Annotated in this window: 16 protein-coding genes and 3 tRNA genes; all 19 read left to right on the top strand. The window is 63.1% G+C overall.

Features of this window, described 5'->3' with window-relative positions; translation table 11 throughout:
* The first annotated feature begins 80 nt into the window (after positions 1-80).
* The 19 genes from leuC (at position 81) to M5B99_RS17220 (ending at position 19,098) form a co-directional block, all read left to right on the top strand.
* Positions 81-1,499: a 3-isopropylmalate dehydratase large subunit gene (gene leuC, locus M5B99_RS17310; protein ID WP_100942990.1), complete on the top strand. Its 1,419-nt coding sequence runs from the start codon at positions 81-83 to the stop codon at positions 1,497-1,499.
* 10 nt (positions 1,500-1,509) lie between these two features.
* Complete coding sequence (gene leuD, locus M5B99_RS17305; protein WP_248805178.1) at positions 1,510-2,154, top strand: 3-isopropylmalate dehydratase small subunit; 645 nt, start codon at positions 1,510-1,512, stop codon at positions 2,152-2,154.
* A 175-nt stretch (positions 2,155-2,329) separates the two neighbouring features.
* Positions 2,330-3,094 carry a class I SAM-dependent methyltransferase gene (locus M5B99_RS17300; RefSeq protein WP_248805177.1) on the top strand — a complete coding sequence of 255 codons (765 nt, stop codon included), beginning with the start codon at positions 2,330-2,332 and terminating at the stop codon, positions 3,092-3,094.
* A gap of 57 nt (positions 3,095-3,151) precedes the next feature.
* Positions 3,152-4,234 carry a 3-isopropylmalate dehydrogenase gene (leuB, locus tag M5B99_RS17295; protein WP_248805176.1) on the top strand — a complete coding sequence of 361 codons (1,083 nt, stop codon included), beginning with the start codon at positions 3,152-3,154 and terminating at the stop codon, positions 4,232-4,234.
* A 68-nt stretch (positions 4,235-4,302) separates the two neighbouring features.
* A complete protein-coding gene (gene asd, locus M5B99_RS17290) occupies positions 4,303-5,415 on the top strand; it encodes an aspartate-semialdehyde dehydrogenase (RefSeq protein ID WP_248797421.1) in 1,113 nt (370 codons plus the stop codon).
* Between the two features lie 258 nt (positions 5,416-5,673).
* Positions 5,674-6,672, top strand: a complete 999-nt coding sequence (locus M5B99_RS17285; RefSeq protein ID WP_248805175.1) for an aspartate-semialdehyde dehydrogenase — start codon at positions 5,674-5,676, stop codon at positions 6,670-6,672.
* Positions 6,673-6,880: 208 nt separating this feature from the next.
* Positions 6,881-9,457 carry a FimV/HubP family polar landmark protein gene (locus M5B99_RS17280; protein ID WP_248805174.1) on the top strand — a complete coding sequence of 859 codons (2,577 nt, stop codon included), beginning with the start codon at positions 6,881-6,883 and terminating at the stop codon, positions 9,455-9,457.
* A 168-nt stretch (positions 9,458-9,625) separates the two neighbouring features.
* Positions 9,626-10,450, top strand: a complete 825-nt coding sequence (gene truA / locus M5B99_RS17275) for a tRNA pseudouridine(38-40) synthase TruA (protein WP_248805189.1) — start codon at positions 9,626-9,628, stop codon at positions 10,448-10,450.
* A gap of 63 nt (positions 10,451-10,513) precedes the next feature.
* Positions 10,514-11,134, top strand: coding sequence for a phosphoribosylanthranilate isomerase (locus M5B99_RS17270; protein ID WP_248805173.1), 621 nt, complete (start codon positions 10,514-10,516; stop codon positions 11,132-11,134).
* 106 nt (positions 11,135-11,240) lie between these two features.
* Positions 11,241-12,161, top strand: coding sequence for an acetyl-CoA carboxylase, carboxyltransferase subunit beta (accD, locus tag M5B99_RS17265; protein ID WP_248805172.1), 921 nt, complete (start codon positions 11,241-11,243; stop codon positions 12,159-12,161).
* A complete protein-coding gene (gene folC, locus M5B99_RS17260; protein WP_248805171.1) occupies positions 12,158-13,465 on the top strand; it encodes a bifunctional tetrahydrofolate synthase/dihydrofolate synthase in 1,308 nt (435 codons plus the stop codon). Before accD ends, folC begins: the two co-directional genes overlap by 4 nt.
* Positions 13,449-14,108 carry an SPOR domain-containing protein gene (locus M5B99_RS17255; RefSeq protein ID WP_248805170.1) on the top strand — a complete coding sequence of 220 codons (660 nt, stop codon included), beginning with the start codon at positions 13,449-13,451 and terminating at the stop codon, positions 14,106-14,108. Before folC ends, M5B99_RS17255 begins: the two co-directional genes overlap by 17 nt.
* A gap of 96 nt (positions 14,109-14,204) precedes the next feature.
* The gene (locus tag M5B99_RS17250; protein ID WP_248797414.1) at positions 14,205-14,762 is read left to right on the top strand and encodes a CvpA family protein; all 558 of its coding nucleotides are present in this window, start codon (positions 14,205-14,207) and stop codon (positions 14,760-14,762) included.
* A 41-nt stretch (positions 14,763-14,803) separates the two neighbouring features.
* Positions 14,804-16,309 (top strand): amidophosphoribosyltransferase, encoded by a 1,506-nt coding sequence (gene purF, locus M5B99_RS17245; protein ID WP_248805169.1) that lies wholly within the window; start codon positions 14,804-14,806, stop codon positions 16,307-16,309.
* A 283-nt stretch (positions 16,310-16,592) separates the two neighbouring features.
* The gene (locus tag M5B99_RS17240) at positions 16,593-17,804 is read left to right on the top strand and encodes an O-succinylhomoserine sulfhydrylase (RefSeq protein ID WP_248805168.1); all 1,212 of its coding nucleotides are present in this window, start codon (positions 16,593-16,595) and stop codon (positions 17,802-17,804) included.
* An 11-nt stretch (positions 17,805-17,815) separates the two neighbouring features.
* Positions 17,816-18,580 (top strand): SDR family oxidoreductase, encoded by a 765-nt coding sequence (locus M5B99_RS17235; RefSeq protein ID WP_263860555.1) that lies wholly within the window; start codon positions 17,816-17,818, stop codon positions 18,578-18,580.
* A 132-nt stretch (positions 18,581-18,712) separates the two neighbouring features.
* A tRNA-Val gene (locus tag M5B99_RS17230) sits at positions 18,713-18,788 on the top strand.
* A gap of 57 nt (positions 18,789-18,845) precedes the next feature.
* Positions 18,846-18,922: transfer RNA gene (locus M5B99_RS17225), tRNA-Asp, on the top strand.
* A 99-nt stretch (positions 18,923-19,021) separates the two neighbouring features.
* Positions 19,022-19,098: transfer RNA gene (locus tag M5B99_RS17220), tRNA-Asp, on the top strand.
* The last annotated feature ends 295 nt before the right edge of the window (positions 19,099-19,393 follow it).

The raw sequence follows: 19,393 nt of genomic DNA, 5'->3' as shown, positions 1-19,393 counted from the left end.
CGACCTCACAAGCCAAGGGGTTATTGAGAACAGTCATCAATGACCCGGGGCATAGAAACAAGTTGATGAGGAAACGTCTGATGGCCGGCAAAACGCTTTACGACAAGCTCTGGGATTCTCATGAAGTGAAACGGCGCGATGATGGATCGTCGCTGATCTATATCGACCGTCACATCATCCATGAAGTGACTTCGCCCCAGGCTTTCGAAGGCCTGCGCCTGGCCGGGCGCAAGCCTTGGCGTGTCGACTCGATCATCGCCACCCCGGACCACAACGTGCCGACCACTCCGGAGCGCAAGGGCGGGATCGAGGCGATTGTCGACCAGGTGTCGCGTTTGCAGGTGCAGACCCTCGACGATTACTGCGATGAATATGGCATCACCGAATTCAAGATGAATGACGTGCGTCAAGGCATCGTCCATGTGATCGGCCCGGAGCAGGGGGCGACCTTGCCGGGCATGACCGTGGTTTGCGGCGACTCCCATACCTCGACCCACGGCGCTTTTGGTGCCTTGGCCCACGGTATCGGCACCTCCGAGGTGGAGCACGTGTTCGCCACCCAGTGTCTGGTGGCCAAGAAGATGAAGAACATGCTGGTGCGGGTCGAAGGCACCTTGCCGTTTGGCGTGACCGCCAAGGATATTGTCCTCGCCGTGATCGGCAAGATCGGCACCGCCGGCGGTAACGGCCACGCCATCGAATTCGCCGGTAGCGCGATTCGCGACCTGTCCGTCGAAGGCCGCATGACCATCTGCAACATGTCCATCGAAGCGGGGGCCCGCGTGGGCCTGGTGGCCGCCGATGAAAAGACCGTGGCTTACGTCAAGGGCCGTCCTTTCGCACCCAAAGGCGCGGAGTGGGACCTGGCCGTCGAAGCCTGGAAAGACCTGGTGTCCGATGCCGATGCGCAGTTCGACACCGTGGTCGAACTGGATGCCGCGCAGATCAAGCCGCAGGTCAGCTGGGGCACCTCGCCGGAAATGGTCCTGGCGGTTGACCAGAACGTGCCGGACCCGGCCCGCGAGCCTGATCTGGTCAAGCGTGGCTCGATCGAACGCGCCTTGAAGTACATGGGCCTGACCGCGAACCAGGCGATCACCGATATCCAGTTGGACCGCGTCTTTATCGGCTCCTGCACCAACTCGCGGATCGAAGACCTGCGTGCCGCGGCGGTGATCGCCAAGGGCCGCAAGGTCGCCTCGACCATCAAGCAGGCGATTGTCGTGCCGGGTTCGGGCCTGGTGAAAGCCCAGGCGGAAGCCGAGGGCCTGGACAAGATCTTCCTCGAAGCCGGATTCGAATGGCGCGAGCCGGGTTGCTCGATGTGCCTGGCGATGAACCCTGACCGCCTGGAAAGTGGCGAGCACTGCGCCTCGACGTCCAACCGGAACTTCGAAGGGCGCCAGGGTGCCGGTGGTCGTACCCACCTGGTGAGCCCGGCCATGGCCGCCGCCGCCGCCGTGAGCGGTCGTTTTGTCGACGTTCGTGAATTGATCTGAGGAGCGCAGCATGAAAGCCTTTACCCAGCACACCGGTCTTGTCGCGCCTCTGGATCGTGCCAACGTCGACACCGACCAGATCATTCCCAAGCAGTTCCTGAAGTCGATCAAACGCACCGGCTTTGGTCCCAACCTGTTCGACGAGTGGCGCTACCTGGACGTGGGTTATGCCTACCAGGACAACTCCAAGCGGCCGTTGAACAAGGATTTCGTCTTGAACGCCGAGCGATACCAGGGCGCCAGCGTGTTGCTCGCCCGGGAAAACTTCGGCTGCGGCTCCAGTCGTGAGCATGCGCCATGGGCTCTGGAGGAGTACGGTTTTCGCAGCATCATTGCGCCGAGCTATGCCGATATCTTCTTCAACAACAGCTTCAAGAACGGCCTGTTGCCGATCATCCTAGGCGACAATGAAGTCGACGAGCTGTTCCAGCAGGTCGAGGCCAACCCGGGTTACCAACTGACGGTCGACCTGCAGGCACAGACCGTGACCCGTCCGGACGGTAAGGTCTACCACTTTGAAGTCGATGCGTTCCGCAAGCATTGCCTGCTCAACGGCCTGGACGATATCGGCCTGACCTTGCAGGACGGCGAGGCGATTGCCGCCTTTGAAGCCAAGCACCGGGCCAGCCAGCCCTGGTTGTTTCGCGACGCCTGATTTGAGGTAGGCAGGGCCGGCCTCTTCGCGGCGATGCGGCGCCCCGACAAGCTCCGCTCCCACAGTCTTCGGTCGTTCTCCGATCTTGTGTTCGACGCAACACTGTGGGAGCGGAGCTTGCCCGCGAAGACGGCCTAATCGGCAATACACAACGTTCGGCAAAAAGGAAAACCCCATGACCGGCAAAGCTCACACCGCAGTCGTTCAAAAGCAATTCGGCGAACAAGCCAGCGCTTACCTGAGCAGCGCCGTGCACGCCCAGGGCGCCGAATTCGCGCTGCTCCAGGCCGAACTGGCCGGACGCTCCGATGCCCGGGTCCTGGACCTGGGTTGCGGCGCCGGTCACGTGAGCTTCAATGTTGCCCCGCTGGTCAAGAAAGTGGCCGCCTACGACCTCTCGCAGCAGATGCTCGACGTGGTCGCGGCTGCCGCTAGCGAGCGCGGCCTGAGCAATATCACCACCGTGTGCGGCGCGGCCGAGTGCCTGCCGTTCGCCGATGGCGAGTTCGACTTCGTCTTCAGCCGCTACTCGGCGCACCACTGGAGCGACCTGGGCCAGGCCTTGCGCGAAGTGCGCCGGGTCCTCAAGCCCGGCGGCGTGGCGGCCTTCATCGACGTCATGTCCCCCGGCAGCCCGTTGTTCGACACCTACCTGCAAAGTGTCGAGGTTTTGCGCGACACCAGCCATGTCCGCGATTATTCGGCGGGCGAGTGGCTGCGCCAGGTCAGCGAGGCCGGGTTGCACGTACGCAGCACCCAGCGTCAGCGCCTGCGCCTGGAGTTCAGCTCCTGGGTCGAGCGCATGCGCACCCCGCAGCCGCTGCGGGTGGCCATTCGCGATTTGCAGCAGGCAATGGGCGCGGAAGTGCGAGAATACTTTGAGATCGAGGCCGACGGTTCGTTCAGTACCGATGTCCTGGTGCTGTGGGCCGAGCGCTAGACTTTTTCCCGGTGCGCTCGTGACCATGGGCGCTCCGACAGATGACATGAGGAAAGCATGAGCAAGCAGATTCTGATTCTTCCAGGCGATGGTATCGGTCCGGAAATCATGGCCGAAGCGGTCAAGGTGCTGGAACTGGCCAACGACAAGTACAGCCTCGGTTTCGAGCTGAGCCACGACGTGATCGGCGGCGCCGCCATCGACAAACACGGCGTGCCCTTGGCCGATGAGACCCTTGATCGCGCCCGCGCCGCCGATGCCGTGCTGCTGGGTGCCGTTGGCGGGCCGAAGTGGGACAAGATCGAGCGCGATATCCGTCCTGAGCGCGGCCTGCTGAAGATCCGTGCGCAACTGGGCCTGTTCGGCAACCTGCGCCCGGCAATCCTCTACCCGCAACTGGCCGACGCTTCCAGCCTGAAAGCGGAAATCGTCGCCGGCCTGGATATCCTGATCGTCCGTGAACTGACCGGCGGTATCTACTTCGGCGCGCCACGCGGCACCCGCACGCTGGATAATGGCGAGCGCCAGTCCTACGACACCCTGCCGTACAGCGAAAGCGAGATCCGCCGCATTGCCCGGGTCGGTTTCGACATGGCGCGAGTGCGCGGCAAGAAGCTCTGCTCGGTGGACAAGGCCAACGTCCTGGCCTCCAGCCAGCTGTGGCGTGAAGTGGTCGAGCAGGTTGCCCTGGATTACCCTGACATCGAACTGAGCCACATGTACGTCGACAACGCCGCCATGCAACTGGTGCGGGCGCCGAAGCAGTTCGACGTGATCGTCACCGACAATATGTTCGGCGACATCCTGTCCGACGAAGCCTCGATGCTCACCGGCTCCATCGGCATGCTGCCGTCGGCGTCCCTGGATGCCCACAACAAAGGTATGTACGAGCCGTGCCACGGCTCTGCGCCGGACATTGCCGGGCAGGGCATCGCCAACCCGCTGGCGACCATCCTGTCGGTGTCGATGATGCTGCGTTACAGCTTCAATCTGCACGAGGCGGCGCAGGCGATCGAGACTGCGGTCAGCCGTGTGCTGGACCAGGGCTTGCGCACCGGCGACATCTGGTCGGCCGGTTGCACTAAAGTCGGTACGCAGGAAATGGGCGACGCAGTAGTCGCCGCGCTGCGGAATCTGTAATCTCTCGGGCCCACCGCCTCTTTCATCCCCGGAAGCGGTGACCCACTTTTGTAAAAGGTGTAGTTGCGATGAAACGTGTAGGTCTGATCGGTTGGCGCGGTATGGTCGGTTCCGTGCTCATGCAGCGGATGCTGGAAGAGCAGGATTTCGACCTGATTGAGCCGGTGTTTTTCACCACCTCCAATGTCGGCGGCCAAGGCCCGTCGGTGGGCAAGGATATTGCTCCGCTGAAGGATGCCTACAGCATTGAAGAGCTCAAGACCCTCGACGTGATCCTGACCTGCCAGGGCGGCGACTACACCAGCGAGGTTTTCCCCAAGCTGCGCGAAGCCGGCTGGCAGGGCTACTGGATCGACGCCGCGTCGAGCCTGCGTATGCAGGATGACGCGGTGATCATCCTCGACCCGGTCAACCGCAAGGTCATCGACCAGCAGTTGGACGCCGGTACCAAGAACTATATCGGCGGCAACTGCACCGTCAGCCTGATGCTGATGGGCCTTGGTGGCTTGTTCGAAGCCGGGCTGGTGGAGTGGATGAGCGCCATGACCTACCAGGCGGCCTCCGGTGCCGGCGCGCAGAACATGCGCGAGCTGATCAAGCAGATGGGCGCGACCCATGCGGCGGTCGCCGATGAACTGGCCAACCCGGCCAGTGCCATCCTCGACATCGACCGCAAGGTGGCCGAGGCCATGCGCAGCGAAGCCTACCCGACCGAGAACTTCGGCGTGCCGCTGGCCGGCAGCCTGATCCCGTGGATCGACAAGGAACTGCCGAACGGCCAGAGCCGCGAAGAGTGGAAGGCCCAGGCCGAGACCAACAAGATCCTCGGTCGCTTCAAGAGCCCGATCCCGGTGGATGGTATCTGCGTGCGCATCGGCGCCATGCGTTGCCACAGCCAGGCGCTGACCATCAAGCTGAACAAGGACGTGCCGATCGCCGATATCGAAGGGTTGATCAGCCAGCACAACCCCTGGGTCAAGCTGGTGCCGAACCAGCGCGAAATCAGCATGCAGGAGCTGAGTCCGACCAAGGTCACCGGTACGTTGAATATCCCGGTGGGCCGTCTGCGCAAGCTGAACATGGGCTCGCAGTTCCTCGGTGCCTTCACCGTGGGCGACCAGTTGCTCTGGGGCGCGGCCGAACCGCTGCGGCGCATGCTGCGTATCCTGCTGGAGCGTTGATCCGCTGAGGCTTTGAAAAAACCCGCGTCTCGTCAGAGTCGCGGGTTTTTTTTGGTTTTCAGAGAGTTGCCGGATCACTTTGTGGGAGCGGAGCTTGCCCGCGAAGAGGACCTTGAGATCGCCGAAAGCTTCGCGGGCAAGCTCCGCTCCCACATTAGGGGGGGAGGGCGGCCTTCAGTGGAACAAGCGGCGATAAATTGCCTGACCGCCGCGTCACGGGTAAAGTGCCGCTCCCCCCGTTCTACCTGAGGTCATCCCATGAGCCAGTCCTTTGATATTGCCGTGATCGGCGCTACCGGCACCGTCGGCGAGACCCTGGTGCAGATCCTCGAAGAGCGCGATTTCCCGGTGGCCGACCTGCACCTGCTGGCCAGCAGCGAGTCGGCGGGGCACTCGGTGCCGTTCCGGGGCAAGAACGTGCGGGTGCGCGAAGTCGATGAATTCGACTTCGGTAAAGTCCAACTGGTGTTCTTCGCGGCCGGTCCTGCGGTGACCGTCAGCTTTGCCCCGCGTGCAACGGCGGCGGGCTGCACGGTGATCGACCTGTCCGGTGCCTTGTCCGCGCCGCAGGTCGTGCCAGAGGCCAATTCCGAGGTGCTGGCGACCCTGGGCAAGCCAGTGCAGGTCGGCAGCCCGAGCGCCGCGGCCACGGCGTTGGCGGTGGTGCTGGCGCCGCTCAAGGGCCTGGACATCCAGCGGGTCACACTCACCGCTTGCCTGGCGGTATCGAGCCAGGGCCGCGAGGCGGTAACCGAGCTGGCCCGACAAACGGCCGAGTTGTTGAATGTCCGTCCGCTGGAGCCGCGTTTTTTCGATCGGCAGATGGCCTTCAACCTGCTGGCCCAGGTCGGCAAGCCGGACGCCCAAGGGCAAGTCTCGCTGGAAAAACGCCTGGTCAGCGAGCTTCGCGAGTTGCTCGCGGTGCCTTTATTAAAAATTTCAGTGACTTGCATTCAAGCCCCAGTGTTTTTCGGCGATAGCTATAGTGTCTCTTTACAAACCGCCGGCGAGGTTGATCTGGCCTCGGTGAACGCTACGCTGGAAGCAGCGCCGGGGATCGAACTGGTGGAAGCCGGCGACTACCCGACGGCGGTGGGTGACGCGGTGGGTCAGGATGTGGTTTATGTCGGACGGGTGCGCCGCGGTGTGGATGACCCGTGTGAGCTGAATCTGTGGCTGACAGCCGATAATGTACGCAAAGGTGCGGCATTGAACGCTGTGCAACTGGCAGAGCTGTTGATAAAAGACCTGCTGTAAAAGATACTTGGCGGCAATTTGCAGAATGATTCTAGCCTGACGCTATGCTCAGGCTGGTTGCTGGAGGTGAACCTGTCCTCGGGCATTTGCAAGGGCGTCGGCTGAAACCGCGCGCTGCGGCGATGTTTTCAAGGGCGCGCACGCTGCCGCAAGGCGGGCGACACCACCTTCTCGCTAGCCGAGGAATGCACAAACAAAGGAAGAGGCTATGGTTCAAGTTCGCAAACTGGTGTTAGCAATAGCGGCCGCTTCGGCGCTGTCTTCCGGTATGGCACACGCGCTTGGGCTGGGGGAAGTGACCCTCAAGTCAACTCTGAACCAGCCACTGCTGGCAGAAATCGAATTGCAGGATGTCAGTGGCCTCAGTGCCTCGGACATCGTGCCGAGCCTGGCCTCGCCCCAGGCCTTCGCCGATGCCGGGGTCAGTCGTCAGGATTTCCTCAACGACCTGACGTTCACGCCGGTGATCAACCCCAGCGGTCGCAGCGTGGTGCGTGTCACCTCGAGCAAACCATTGTCCGAAGCCTATGTCCGTTTCCTGGTGCAGGTGCAATGGCCCAACGGCCGGTTGATGCGCGACTACAGCGTGTTGCTCGATCCGTCGAAATACACCCCGCCCGCCGACGCCGCCAAGCCTGCTGGCGCGGCCGCCGCGAGTGCGGCGACCGCGCCTGTCGCGCCAGTGACCGCACCGACCAAGGCCAAGCAGTACACCACCGGCCCCAACGACACCTTGTGGGACATCGCCTTGAAGGAGCGCAATGGCGCTTCCGTGCAGCAGACCATGCTGGCGATACAGGCGTTGAACCCGGGGGCTTTCCTCGACGGCAACATCAACCGCCTGAAGACCGGCCAGGTATTGCGCCTGCCTGATCGCGTGGAAAGCCGCGCGTTGGCGCAACCCAGGGCCATCGCTGAAGTGGCGGCACAGAATGCCGCCTGGCGTTCCGGGCGGCGTTCGCACCATGCCGGCAAGCAACAGATCGATGCCACCCGGCACAAAGGGACCGAGGGCGCGCCGGCCAAGGCTGCGGGCAAGGACAACCTGAGCCTGATCTCCGCCGAGTCCGGGAAGAAACACGGCAAAGGCGCCGCCGGTGACAGCAAGGCCTTGAACAACAAGCTGGCGGTGACCCAGGAAAGCCTGGATACCACCCGTCGCGACAATGCCGAGTTGAAAAGCCGGATGGAAGACCTGCAAAGCCAGTTGGACAAGTTGCAGCGCCTGATTCAACTGAAGAATGACCAGTTGGCTAAGTTGCAGGCCGAAGGTTCGACTGCCGCACCAGCGGCCGGGCAACCGGCCAATGCCATGTCCGCCCAGTTGGCGGTCAAGCCGGAAGCGGCCCCGGTTGCACCTGCGCCTATCGTTCCGGCGGCAGAAGTGGCCAAGCCGGCAGCGGTTGAACCACCGATCCAACCTGAAACCCCCGCAGTGCAGGAGCGCAAGCTCGATGACCTGCTGGCCAGTCCGATTCTGATGGGGCTGCTGGCCGGCTCCGTGGTGTTGGTGTTCCTCTTGCTTCTGCTGTTCCTGGCGCGTCGGCGCAAGGCCAAGCAGGAAGCGGAGAAGCACCTGCGCATGGCCAAGGCGCTAAACGAGGAAAGCGGTTTTTCCGAAGAGCTGGACATGCCTGAAAGCAGTTTCGAGGGTCTGGAGGTCCCTCCGCCGAGCGTAAAGCTGGCACCCGCTCCGGCCCCGGTCCCGGCCGCTGAGCGTCCTACCGATGTATTGGACCAGGCTAACCTGCATATCCAGCGTGGTCACCTGAACCAGGCGGCCGGCTTGCTCGAAGAGGCGGTGAAGTACGAACCGCAGCGTACTGACGCGCGCCTGAAACTGATGGAAGTCTACGGCCAGCAGGGTGATCGCGATGCCTTTATCGCCCAGGAGCGACAGCTGCCTGCCGGTCAGCACCTGGCCGAGGTCGAGCAGCTCAAGAGTCGCTTCCCGTCGATGATCGCGGTCGCCGCGGTGGCGGGTCTCGGTGCGGCTGCGGCGGCTGAACTGAGTGAGGATTACGTCAAGGAACTGCTCGCCGACGAACCGCCGGCTCCCGCTCCGGTTCCCGTCCCGGCGGCACCTGAGCCTGAGCCGCAGGCGCCTGTGGCGGCGGATGATCTCTTCGACAGCGATTTCGACCTGAGCCTGGATGATCTCGAGGCCGCCTCGCCGACGGTGGTTGCCGCGCCGGCGGTGGATCTGGATGACCTGCAACTGGATGATGACTTGAGTTTCGAGTCGCTCCTGGAGCAGCAGACCCAGGCCAAGCCGGCTCTCGACGACCTGGCCGATTTCGATCTCGACCTGGGTGGGGAGGCACCACTGTCGACGTCGGCGGATGACGACTTCCTGCTGAGCCTGACCGAAGACCTGAAGGATTCCGATGCCGAGGTCCCGACCCTGGGCGCGGACGGTCTGGATGATCTGGATCTGCCGGCGGATTTCGATCTGTCGCTGGCGGACGAACTGGAAGCGCACGCCGGCCCGAATGCCTTCACCGATGAACTGGATGACGTCAATGCCGAGCTGGATCGCCTGTCCCAGAGCCTGGAGCAGCCGCCGCTCGCGGCGCCAAGCCTGGCGGCTGACGAGTTGCCGGAAGACGAGTCGTTCGACTTCCTTTCCGGCACGGATGAGGCGGCCACCAAGCTCGACCTGGCCCAGGCCTACATGGACATGGACGACAGCGATGGGGCGCGGGATATCCTCGCCGAAGTGTTGAACGAAGGCAGCGAGGCGCAGAAGACCGAAGCCCGGGAGATGCTCAAGCGTCTGGCTTGATCCGTGCCTCAATGAAAACGGCAGCCCAAGGGCTGTCGTTTTTGTTTATAGCGCGAACTAAAAGTCCCTCGCGCATGGCGTCTCGGCCGGCTGGCCTTATAATGCCCGCCTTTGCGTAAACCAGCAGGCTGTGAGTTCTTGGCAAATATAGATAACCCGGCCGCCGAAATGGCGGCCGACGGCTTTTTCAGGATCGCCCTGGGCGTCGAGTACAAAGGCTCGCGCTATTGCGGCTGGCAGCGTCAGGCGTCCGGCGTGCTGACGGTGCAGCAGACCCTGGAAGAAGCGCTGTCGAAAGTGGCGGACTCCCCGGTTTCGCTGATGTGCGCCGGGCGTACCGACGCCGGCGTGCATGCCTGTGGCCAGGTGGTGCACTTCGATACCCGCGCCGAGCGCTCGCTGAAGGCCTGGGTCATGGGGGCCAATATCAACCTGCCCCATGACGTCAGCGTCAGTTGGGCGCAGGTGATGCCGGCGCATTTCCATGCACGTTTCAAGGCCATTGCCCGGCGATATCGCTACGTGATCTACAACGACCAGATCCGCCCGGCCCACCTGAACCAGGAGATCACCTGGAACCACCGCCCGCTGGATGTCGAGCGCATGGCCGAGGCTGCCCGCCACCTGATCGGCACCCATGACTTCAGCGCCTTCCGGGCCGGCCAGTGCCAGGCCAAGTCGCCGATCAAGGAAGTGCACCACCTGCGGGTCACCCGCCACGGCAAGATGATCGTCATCGATATCCGTGCCGGGGCCTTCCTGCATCACATGGTGCGCAATATCGCCGGGGTGCTGATGACCATCGGTGCCGGCGAGCGGCCGGTGGAGTGGGCCAGGGAGGTCCTGGAAAGCCGGGTCAGGCGTACCGGCGGCGTGACCGCGCATCCGTTCGGCTTGTACCTGGTGCAGGTGGAGTATCGCGACGAGTTCGCCCTGCCGCAGCGTTACATCGGGCCGCACTTTCTCACCGGGTTCTCCGAACTTGACGGCTGACGCCCGGAAAAGCATTTGTTACCATCCGGGACTTTCTCGGAAAAACACTCGGGGTTTTACGACATGTCCGCCGTTCGCAGCAAAATTTGCGGGATTACCCGCATTGAAGATGCGTTGGCCGCCGTCGACGCCGGGGCCGATGCCATTGGTTTTGTGTTCTACGCCAAAAGTCCGCGTGCGGTGACGTTCCAGCAGGCGCGGGCGATTATCGCCGCCTTGCCGCCGTTCGTGACCACCGTCGGCCTGTTCGTCAACGCCAGCCGTTGCGAACTGGGGGAAATCCTCGACGCGGTGCCGTTGGACCTGTTGCAGTTCCATGGCGATGAAACCCGCGAGCAGTGCGAGGGCTATCACCGTCCCTATATCAAGGCGCTGCGGGTCAAGGCCGGTGACGATATCGCCGCGGCCTGCGAGGCGTATCCGAGTGCCAGCGGGATTCTTCTCGATACCTATGTGGAAGGGGTTCCCGGGGGAACCGGCGCGGCTTTCGACTGGTCCCTCATACCACGGGGCCTGAGCAAGCCGATCATCCTCGCCGGCGGCCTGACCGCCGACAACGTGGCCGAGGCCATTGCCCGGGTCAAACCCTATGCCGTGGATGTCAGCGGCGGGGTGGAGCAGGCCAGGGGCATCAAGGATCGTACAAAGATCGAGGCGTTCATGCGGGCCGTACGCGCTTGCTGAGCGCCAATGTGACGGCTGGCAGCCTGCCGCCGTCCATGCATACCGCCGCAGAAAACAGGCGGGCCCGGTTGTCCGACGGGCCGAAAACGAATTGGAGAAAGACAGCATGAGCAACTGGTTAGTAGACAAACTGATCCCTTCGATCATGCGTTCCGAGGTGAAGAAAAGCTCGGTGCCTGAAGGTCTGTGGCACAAGTGCCCATCGTGCGATGCGGTGCTCTACCGTCCGGAACTGGAAAAGACCCTGGACGTCTGCCCCAAGTGCAACCACCACATGCGCATTGGCGCTCGCGCGCGCATCGATATCTTCCTCGATGCCGAAGGCCGCGTTGAGCTGGGCGCCGAGCTGGAGCCGGTGGATCGTCTGAAATTCCGTGACGGCAAGAAGTACAAGGACCGCCTGACCGCGGCTCAGAAGCAGACCGGCGAAAAAGATGCGCTGGTGTCCATGAGCGGCACCCTGCTGGGCATGCCGGTGGTGGTTTCCGCCTTTGAGTTCTCATTCATGGGCGGTTCCATGGGCGCCATCGTCGGCGAGCGTTTCGTACGTGCCGCCAACTACGCCCTGGAAAACCGCTGCCCGATGATCTGCTTCGCCGCTTCCGGCGGTGCGCGGATGCAGGAAGCGCTGATTTCCCTGATGCAGATGGCCAAGACTTCGGCCGTGCTGGCGCGCTTGCGTGAAGAAGGCCTGCCGTTCATCTCGGTGCTGACCGACCCGGTCTACGGTGGTGTTTCCGCCAGCCTGGCGATGCTCGGCGACGTGATCGTCGGCGAACCCAAGGCACTGATCGGCTTCGCCGGCCCTCGCGTGATCGAGCAGACCGTGCGCGAGAAGCTGCCTGAAGGCTTCCAGCGCAGCGAATTTCTGCTGGAGCACGGTGCGATCGACATGATCATCGCCCGCCAGGAACTGCGTCCGCGCCTGGGCAACCTGCTGGCGCAGATGATGGGCCTGCCGACGCCCGAGTACATTGCCGTGCCGGTCGAACCTGTCATTGTCCCGCCGGTGCCTGCAAGCCTATGACCGAACGTACCCTGGGCGAGTGGCTCGCCTACCTGGAGCAATTGCACCCATCGGCCATCGACATGGGGCTGGAACGCTCGCAAGAGGTAGCGAACCGCATGGGGCTGGGCAAGCCGGCGCCTCGGGTAGTGACCGTGACCGGCACCAATGGCAAGGGTTCGACCTGCGCCTTTGTCGCCGCGTTGCTGCAAGCGCAGGGGCTCAAGGTCGGCGTCTATAGCTCGCCGCACCTGCTGCGCTACAACGAGCGCGTGCAGATCAACGGGGTCGAGGCGACGGATGCGCAGCTGTGCGAAGCTTTCGTTGCCCTCGACGCCGGGCGCGGCGAGACATCCCTGACCTATTTCGAGATGGGCACCCTGGCCGCGCTCTGGCTGTTCGAACGCGCGGGCCTGGATGTCGTGGTCCTGGAAGTCGGTCTTGGCGGACGCCTGGACACCGTCAATGTGGTCGATGCCGACCTTGCGCTGGTGACGAGTATCGGTGTCGATCATGCCGAATACCTGGGCAATACCCGCGAGTCGGTGGCGTTCGAAAAGGCCGGGATCTTCCGTCCGGGCGCGCCGGCGCTGTGTGGCGACCTGAGCCCGCCGCAGCCGTTGCTGGACAAGGCCCGCGAGCTCGGCAGTCCGTTCTTCCTGCGTGGTCGGGACTTCGATCTTGGCCTTACCGACGCGAACTGGCAGTGGCGCGGCGTTGACCGCCAGGGCCAGGTGGTCGAGCTGCGCGATCTGCCGTTGCTCGACCTGCCCATGGAAAACGCTGCCCTGGCATTGCAGGCCTATCTGCTGATGGACTTGCCGTGGCAGCCCGAGCGGATTGCCCGGGCGCTGCGAGATACCCGTATGGTCGGCCGGCTGGATCGGCGTAAGCTGGAGTGGCAAGGCCGGTCGCTGAACCTGATGCTGGACGTCGGGCACAATCCCCATGCCGCCGAATACCTGGCCGAGCGCCTGGCGCGCAGTCCCTTGAAGGGGCGGCGCCTGGCGGTGTTCGGGTTGTTGTCGGACAAGGATCTCGACGGTGTGGTTGCGCCCCTTGAGCGTTACGTCCAGCACTGGGCGGTGACGCCGTTGCAGACGCCGCGCAGTCGCCCGGCCGCTGATCTGCAAGCCGCGCTGGCGGCCCGTGGTGCGACGGTAAGTGTTTACGGAAGTGTCGCCGCAGCGCTGGAGGGGCAATGTGCCCAGGCCTCGGCCGATGACGAGATTCTGTTGTTCGGATCGTTTTTTTGTGTTGCCGAGGCGCTGGAGTGGCTGGCCCGGCGCGCCACGGAGGAGGCTGCCAATGGCAATGCTGGATAAAGCTTACAAGCAGCGGATGGTCGGCGCTCTGGTACTGGTGGCGTTGGCGGTGATCTTCCTGCCGATGCTGTTTTCCCGCCAGGACGAGCAGCGTCAGGTTCGGGTCGAGGCGCCGACGGCGCCCCAGGCCTCGGCGCTGCCCCAGGTCAAGGTCGAGCCGGTGCCGGTTCCCGAGCCGCAGGCATTGCCCCAGGAACCGGTTCCGGCTGATGACGGGGGCGAGCAAACTCCGGTGCCTGTCGCGCCGGCCCCGGCACCCAAGCCTGTGGCGCCGGTCGCGGCGGCCAAGCCGGTGGCACCTGCGTCTGTCGCCAAGCCAGCCCCGACGCAAACCCCGGCCCAGGTGGTCGCGGTGGCGCCGGCCAAGCTCGATACCACGCAAAATCGCGTGGACCCCAATGGTCTGCCGATCAGTTGGTCGGTGCAACTGGCCAGCCTGTCCAGTCGCGACAGCGCCGAAAGCCTGCAAAAGACCCTGCGCAGCCAGGGTTACAACGCCTATATCCGTTCCTCCGATGGCAAGAACCGGGTATTTGTCGGTCCGTTGATCGAGCGTGCCGAGGCTGATCGGCTGCGTGACTTGCTGGGTCGTCAGCAGAATCTGAAGGGCTTTGTCGTGCGTTTCCAACCAGAACGCGGTTAAGTGTGCGGGTTTGTATCGAAATGCTCTGACAATCGCCTTACCAGTGGGGCGGCGCTCTGCTAAAATGCGCCGCCTTATCCGTCTGTAGGCTGCACTGTGCCATTTACCTGGGTTGACTGGGCGATTATTGCGGTAATCGTCGTTTCTGCGTTGATCAGCTTGAGCCGTGGTTTCGTCAAGGAAGCCCTGTCCCTGCTCACCTGGATCATTGCCGGCGCGGTCGCCTGGATGTTCGGTGGCTCGTTGTCCGTGTACCTGACCGACTATATCCAGACACCTTCGGCACGCGTGATCGCGGGCTGTGCAATCATGTTCGTCGCCACCCTGCTGGTGGGCGCCATGATTAACTATCTTATCGGCGAACTGGTTCGCGTCACCGGCCTGTCCGGGACCGATCGCTTCCTGGGCATGGCCTTCGGTGCCGCCCGCGGCGCGCTGCTGGTGGTGGTGGCCGTCGGGTTGCTGAGCCTGGGGCCGGTCCAACAGGATTCGTGGTGGCAGAGCTCCCAGCTCGTGCCAAAATTTCTATTGGTCGCCGACTGGTCCAAGAACCTCATCCTGGGGTGGAGCAGTCAGTGGCTAGCCAGCGGAATCAGCGTACCCGCTGACCTTCCGTTCAAGGAACATCTCTTGCCGGCCAAAACGCCTCAGTAAGGGCTGTTCAGTTCAGATTCATTAAGTAGGGGTTGCGTCGCATGTGTGGCATCGTCGGTATCGTCGGTAAGTCGAACGTCAATCAGGCGCTGTATGACGCGCTAACCGTGCTCCAGCACCGCGGCCAGGACGCTGCCGGTATCGTGACCAGCCATGACGGCCGGTTATTCCTGCGCAAGGACAACGGCCTGGTCCGCGATGTGTTCCATCAGCGGCACATGCAGCGCCTGGTCGGACACATGGGCATCGGCCATGTGCGCTACCCGACCGCCGGCAGCTCGACTTCGGCTGAAGCCCAGCCGTTCTATGTCAACTCGCCGTACGGCATCACCCTGGCGCACAACGGCAACCTGACCAACGTCGAACAGTTGGCCAAGGAAATCTACGAGTCGGATCTGCGCCACGTCAACACCAACTCCGACTCGGAAGTGTTGCTCAACGTGTTCGCCCACGAGCTGGCCCAGCGCGGCAAGCTGCAACCGACCGAAGAAGACGTGTTCGCCGCGGTCACCGACGTGCACAACCGTTGCGTCGGCGGCTACGCGGTGGTGGCGATGGTGACCGGCTACGGCATCGTCGGTTTCCGCGATCCCCATGGTATCCGTCCGATCGTGTTCGGCCAGCGTCACACCGACGAAGGCGTCGAGTACATGATCGCCTCCGAGAGCGTGTCCCTGGACGTGCTCGGTTTCACCCTGATCCGCGACCTGGCACCGGGCGAAGCGGTGTACATCACCGAAGACGGCAAGCTGCACACCCGCCAGTGCGCCACCAACCCGTCGCTGACCCCGTGCATCTTCGAACACGTCTACCTGGCGCGTCCGGATTCGATCATCGACGGCGTGTCGGTGTACAAGGCGCGTCTGCGCATGGGCGAGAAGCTGGCGGAGAAGATCCTGCGCGAGCGTCCGCAGCACGACATCGACGTGGTCATCCCGATTCCGGACACCAGCCGTACCTCGGCCCTGGAACTGGCGAACCACTTGGGCGTGAAGTTCCGCGAAGGCTTTGTGAAGAACCGCTATATCGGCCGGACCTTCATCATGCCCGGCCAGGCGGCACGCAAGAAGTCCGTGCGCCAGAAGCTCAATGCCATCGAGCTGGAATTCCGCGGCAAGAACGTCATGCTGGTGGACGACTCCATCGTGCGCGGCACCACCTGCAAGCAGATCATCCAGATGGCCCGCGAAGCCGGCGCGAAGAACGTCTACTTCTGTTCGGCGGCCCCGGCGGTGCGTTACCCGAACGTCTACGGCATTGATATGCCGAGTGCCCATGAACTGATCGCCCATAACCGGACGACCCAGGATGTGGCTGACCTGATCGGCGCCGACTGGCTGATCTACCAGGACCTGTCGGACCTGATCGAGGCCGTCGGTGGTGGCAAGATCAAGATCGAGAACTTCGATTGCGCGGTGTTCGACGGCAAGTACGTCACCGGCGACATCGACGAGCACTACCTGGCCAAGATCGAGCAGGCGCGTAACGATGCGTCCAAGGTCAAGACCCAGGCGGTCAGCGCGATCATCGATCTGTACAACAACTGAGTAAAAACCGGCTCTGGGGTGTGGCCGCGGTGCTGAAAACACCACAGCCCCTATAGGCGCCGGGCTTGTGTGGGAGAGTTTGTTGTGGGAGCGCAGCTTGTGTGGGAGCGGAACTTGCCCGCGAAGCTTTTAGCGGCCTCAAGGCCCCCTTCGCGGCGGTGCGGCGTTCCGACAAGCTCCGCTCCCACACAAGCTGCGTATCCATGCAAGCCCTGTTTCTGCCGGGGTGTACCTGCGCGGAGCCGGTTTTGATCTTCAAGAGAATCGAGCAAGGAGTAGCAGCATGAGTCAGGAATGGGATGCCGGTCGGTTGGACAGCGATCTCGAGGGCGTGGCCTTCGACACCCTGGCCGTCCGCGCCGGTCAGCACCGCACGCCGGAAGGCGAGCATGGCGACCCGATGTTCTTCACCTCCAGCTACGTGTTCCGCACCGCGGCCGATGCGGCGGCGCGTTTCGCCGGGGAAGTGCCGGGTAACGTCTACTCGCGTTACACCAACCCCACCGTGCGTTCCTTCGAAGAGCGCATCGCGGCCCTGGAAGGGGCTGAGCAGGCAGTTGCCACCGCCACCGGCATGGCCGCGATCATGGCCGTGGTCATGAGTCTGTGCAGTGCCGGCGACCATGTGCTGGTCTCGCGCAGTGTGTTCGGCTCCACCATCAGTCTGTTCGAGAAGTACTTCAAGCGCTTCGGCGTTGAAGTCGACTACGTGCCGTTGGCCGAGCTGTCCGGCTGGGACGCGGCGATCCGGCCGAATACCAAATTGCTGTTCGTCGAGTCGCCGTCCAATCCGCTGGCCGAGCTGGTGGATATCGCCGCCCTGGCTGAAATCGCCCATGCCAAGGGCGCGATGCTGGTGGTCGACAACTGCTTCTGCACGCCGGCCCTGCAGCAGCCGTTGAAGCTCGGCGCGGACATCGTCGTGCATTCGGCGACCAAGTTCATCGACGGCCAGGGCCGTTGCATGGGCGGCGTGGTCGCCGGGCGTGGCGAGCAGATGAAGGAAGTCGTCGGTTTCCTGCGCACCGCCGGGCCGACCCTCAGCCCGTTCAACGCCTGGATCTTCCTCAAGGGCCTGGAAACCCTGAACCTGCGCATGCGCGCCCACTGTGCCAATGCCCAGGCTCTGGCCGAGTGGCTGGAGCAGCAGGACGGTATCGAGAAGGTCCATTACGCCGGTCTCAAGAGCCACCCGCAGCACGAACTGGCCCTGCGCCAGCAGCGCGGCTTCGGTGCGGTGGTGAGCTTCGAGGTCAAGGGCGGCAAGGAGGGTGCCTGGCGCTTTATCGATGCCACCCGGTTGATTTCGATCACCGCCAATCTGGGCGACAGCAAGACCACCATCACCCACCCGAGCACCACCTCCCACGGCCGTCTGGCGCCGCAGGAGCGTGAGGCTGCGGGGATTCGCGACAGCCTGATCCGTGTCGCCGTCGGCCTCGAAGACGTTGCCGACCTGCAAGCCGACCTGGCCCGCGGGTTGGCGGCCTTGTGATCGAGTGGTCCCTGGACGCGGCCGTTGCCAGCAACGGCCGCGTCGCCCTGGTCACGGGCGCGGCGCGCGGCATCGGCCTGGGGATTGCGGCCTGGTTGATCAGCGAAGGCTGGCAGGTGGTCCTCACCGATCTCGATCGTGGTCGTGGCGGCAAGGTCGCCAGGGTCCTGGGTGAAAATGCCTGTTTCATCGGCATGGATGTGGCCGACGAAGCCCAGGTGGCCAAGGGCGTTGCCGAGGTCTTGGGCCGTTTCGGCCGGATCGATGCCCTGGTGTGCAATGCGGCGATTGCCGATCCGCACAACATCACCCTCGAAAGCCTCGACCTGGCGCACTGGAACCGGGTGCTGGCGGTCAATCTCGGCGGGCCGATGCTGCTGGCCAAGCACTGTGCGCCTTATCTGCGTGCCCACTGTGGCGCGATCGTCAACCTGGCCTCTACCCGTGCGGCGCAGTCGGAACCCGACAGCGAGGCCTATGCGGCGAGCAAGGGCGGCCTGTTGGCCCTGACCCACGCCCTGGCCATCAGCCTCGGGCCGGAGATCCGGGTCAATGCGGTCAGTCCGGGCTGGATTGATGCGCGGGATCCGTCAGTGCGCCGGGCCGACCCCTTGAGCGACGCCGATCATGCCCAGCATCCGGCGGGAAGGGTAGGGACGGTCGAGGATGTGGCGGCACTGGTGGCATGGTTGCTGTCGAGGAATGCCGGGTTTGTCACCGGCCAGGAGTTCGTGGTTGACGGTGGCATGAGCCGCAAGATGATCTATCGCGACTAGCCTGGTTCCGGCGGTGGTGGGGGCTTCACCGCCGTGGACGTGACACGATTCTGTCTTTTTCTGAAAAACTTCAAGCAGGCTATTGACTTAGGTCCGCTACCTGCGTAAATTTCGCGGCCTCAACGAAGCAAAGGGTGATTAGCTCAGCTGGGAGAGCATCTGCCTTACAAGCAGAGGGTCGGCGGTTCGATCCCGTCATCACCCACCACTCGTTGAGCTTCTCGCAAGAGAATCGGATGTTCCGCAAGGAGCCTCCAACCGACGCGCAGCGGTAGTTCAGTCGGTTAGAATACCGGCCTGTCACGCCGGGGGTCGCGGGTTCGAGTCCCGTCCGCTGCGCCATATTTGTACAGAGCGCCTCGTGCGTTCTGCGATTGAAAAGCACCGAAGCTTTTCGATCACGGGTTTCAAGGTTTCAACGGACGCAAGTCCGAGCGATACGCAGCGGTAGTTCAGTCGGTTAGAATACCGGCCTGTCACGCCGGGGGTCGCGGGTTCGAGTCCCGTCCGCTGCGCCATACACCGCTTCAAGGCCCTTGAACTCCTTGAAGCAAAGAAAATGCCCCGGCTTGCCGGGGCTTTTTTTTGCCCGTTTTTCGCCAACGGCTACCTGGACTTCTTGCGCTGACTTGAAGTCGTCCCCCCTCGACTGTTTTATGACGTCATCAGCGTTCTATGGACGTTTAAAAGTGCCATAAACTTTTCGCTGTGCCCTGTTCTCGAAGTTACAAACTTTCGTTATTCATCCCTGTTGACGCGGAACTTCGTGGTTGTCTGATCTAGGACGATTCCTATGTTTTCGGCTCCCCCCTT

This window comes from Pseudomonas sp. MWU13-2100 (assembly GCF_023242365.1).
Lineage (GTDB): Bacteria > Pseudomonadota > Gammaproteobacteria > Pseudomonadales > Pseudomonadaceae > Aquipseudomonas.
Note: the sequence above shows the minus strand (reverse complement) of the source record. Positions and strands in the feature narration are given on the sequence as shown.

What these genes read in the sequence shown, in the direction of transcription:
- leuC (WP_100942990.1), top strand. Translation starts at nt 81, where the DNA reads ATGGCCGGCAAAACGCTTTACGACAAGCTCTGGGATTCTCATGAAGTG.
- leuD (WP_248805178.1), top strand. Translation starts at nt 1,510, where the DNA reads ATGAAAGCCTTTACCCAGCACACCGGTCTTGTCGCGCCTCTGGATCGT.
- M5B99_RS17300 (WP_248805177.1), top strand. Translation starts at nt 2,330, where the DNA reads ATGACCGGCAAAGCTCACACCGCAGTCGTTCAAAAGCAATTCGGCGAA.
- leuB (WP_248805176.1), top strand. Translation starts at nt 3,152, where the DNA reads ATGAGCAAGCAGATTCTGATTCTTCCAGGCGATGGTATCGGTCCGGAA.
- asd (WP_248797421.1), top strand. Translation starts at nt 4,303, where the DNA reads ATGAAACGTGTAGGTCTGATCGGTTGGCGCGGTATGGTCGGTTCCGTG.
- M5B99_RS17285 (WP_248805175.1), top strand. Translation starts at nt 5,674, where the DNA reads ATGAGCCAGTCCTTTGATATTGCCGTGATCGGCGCTACCGGCACCGTC.
- M5B99_RS17280 (WP_248805174.1), top strand. Translation starts at nt 6,881, where the DNA reads ATGGTTCAAGTTCGCAAACTGGTGTTAGCAATAGCGGCCGCTTCGGCG.
- truA (WP_248805189.1), top strand. Translation starts at nt 9,626, where the DNA reads ATGGCGGCCGACGGCTTTTTCAGGATCGCCCTGGGCGTCGAGTACAAA.
- M5B99_RS17270 (WP_248805173.1), top strand. Translation starts at nt 10,514, where the DNA reads ATGTCCGCCGTTCGCAGCAAAATTTGCGGGATTACCCGCATTGAAGAT.
- accD (WP_248805172.1), top strand. Translation starts at nt 11,241, where the DNA reads ATGAGCAACTGGTTAGTAGACAAACTGATCCCTTCGATCATGCGTTCC.
- folC (WP_248805171.1), top strand. Translation starts at nt 12,158, where the DNA reads ATGACCGAACGTACCCTGGGCGAGTGGCTCGCCTACCTGGAGCAATTG.
- M5B99_RS17255 (WP_248805170.1), top strand. Translation starts at nt 13,449, where the DNA reads ATGGCAATGCTGGATAAAGCTTACAAGCAGCGGATGGTCGGCGCTCTG.
- purF (WP_248805169.1), top strand. Translation starts at nt 14,804, where the DNA reads ATGTGTGGCATCGTCGGTATCGTCGGTAAGTCGAACGTCAATCAGGCG.
- M5B99_RS17240 (WP_248805168.1), top strand. Translation starts at nt 16,593, where the DNA reads ATGAGTCAGGAATGGGATGCCGGTCGGTTGGACAGCGATCTCGAGGGC.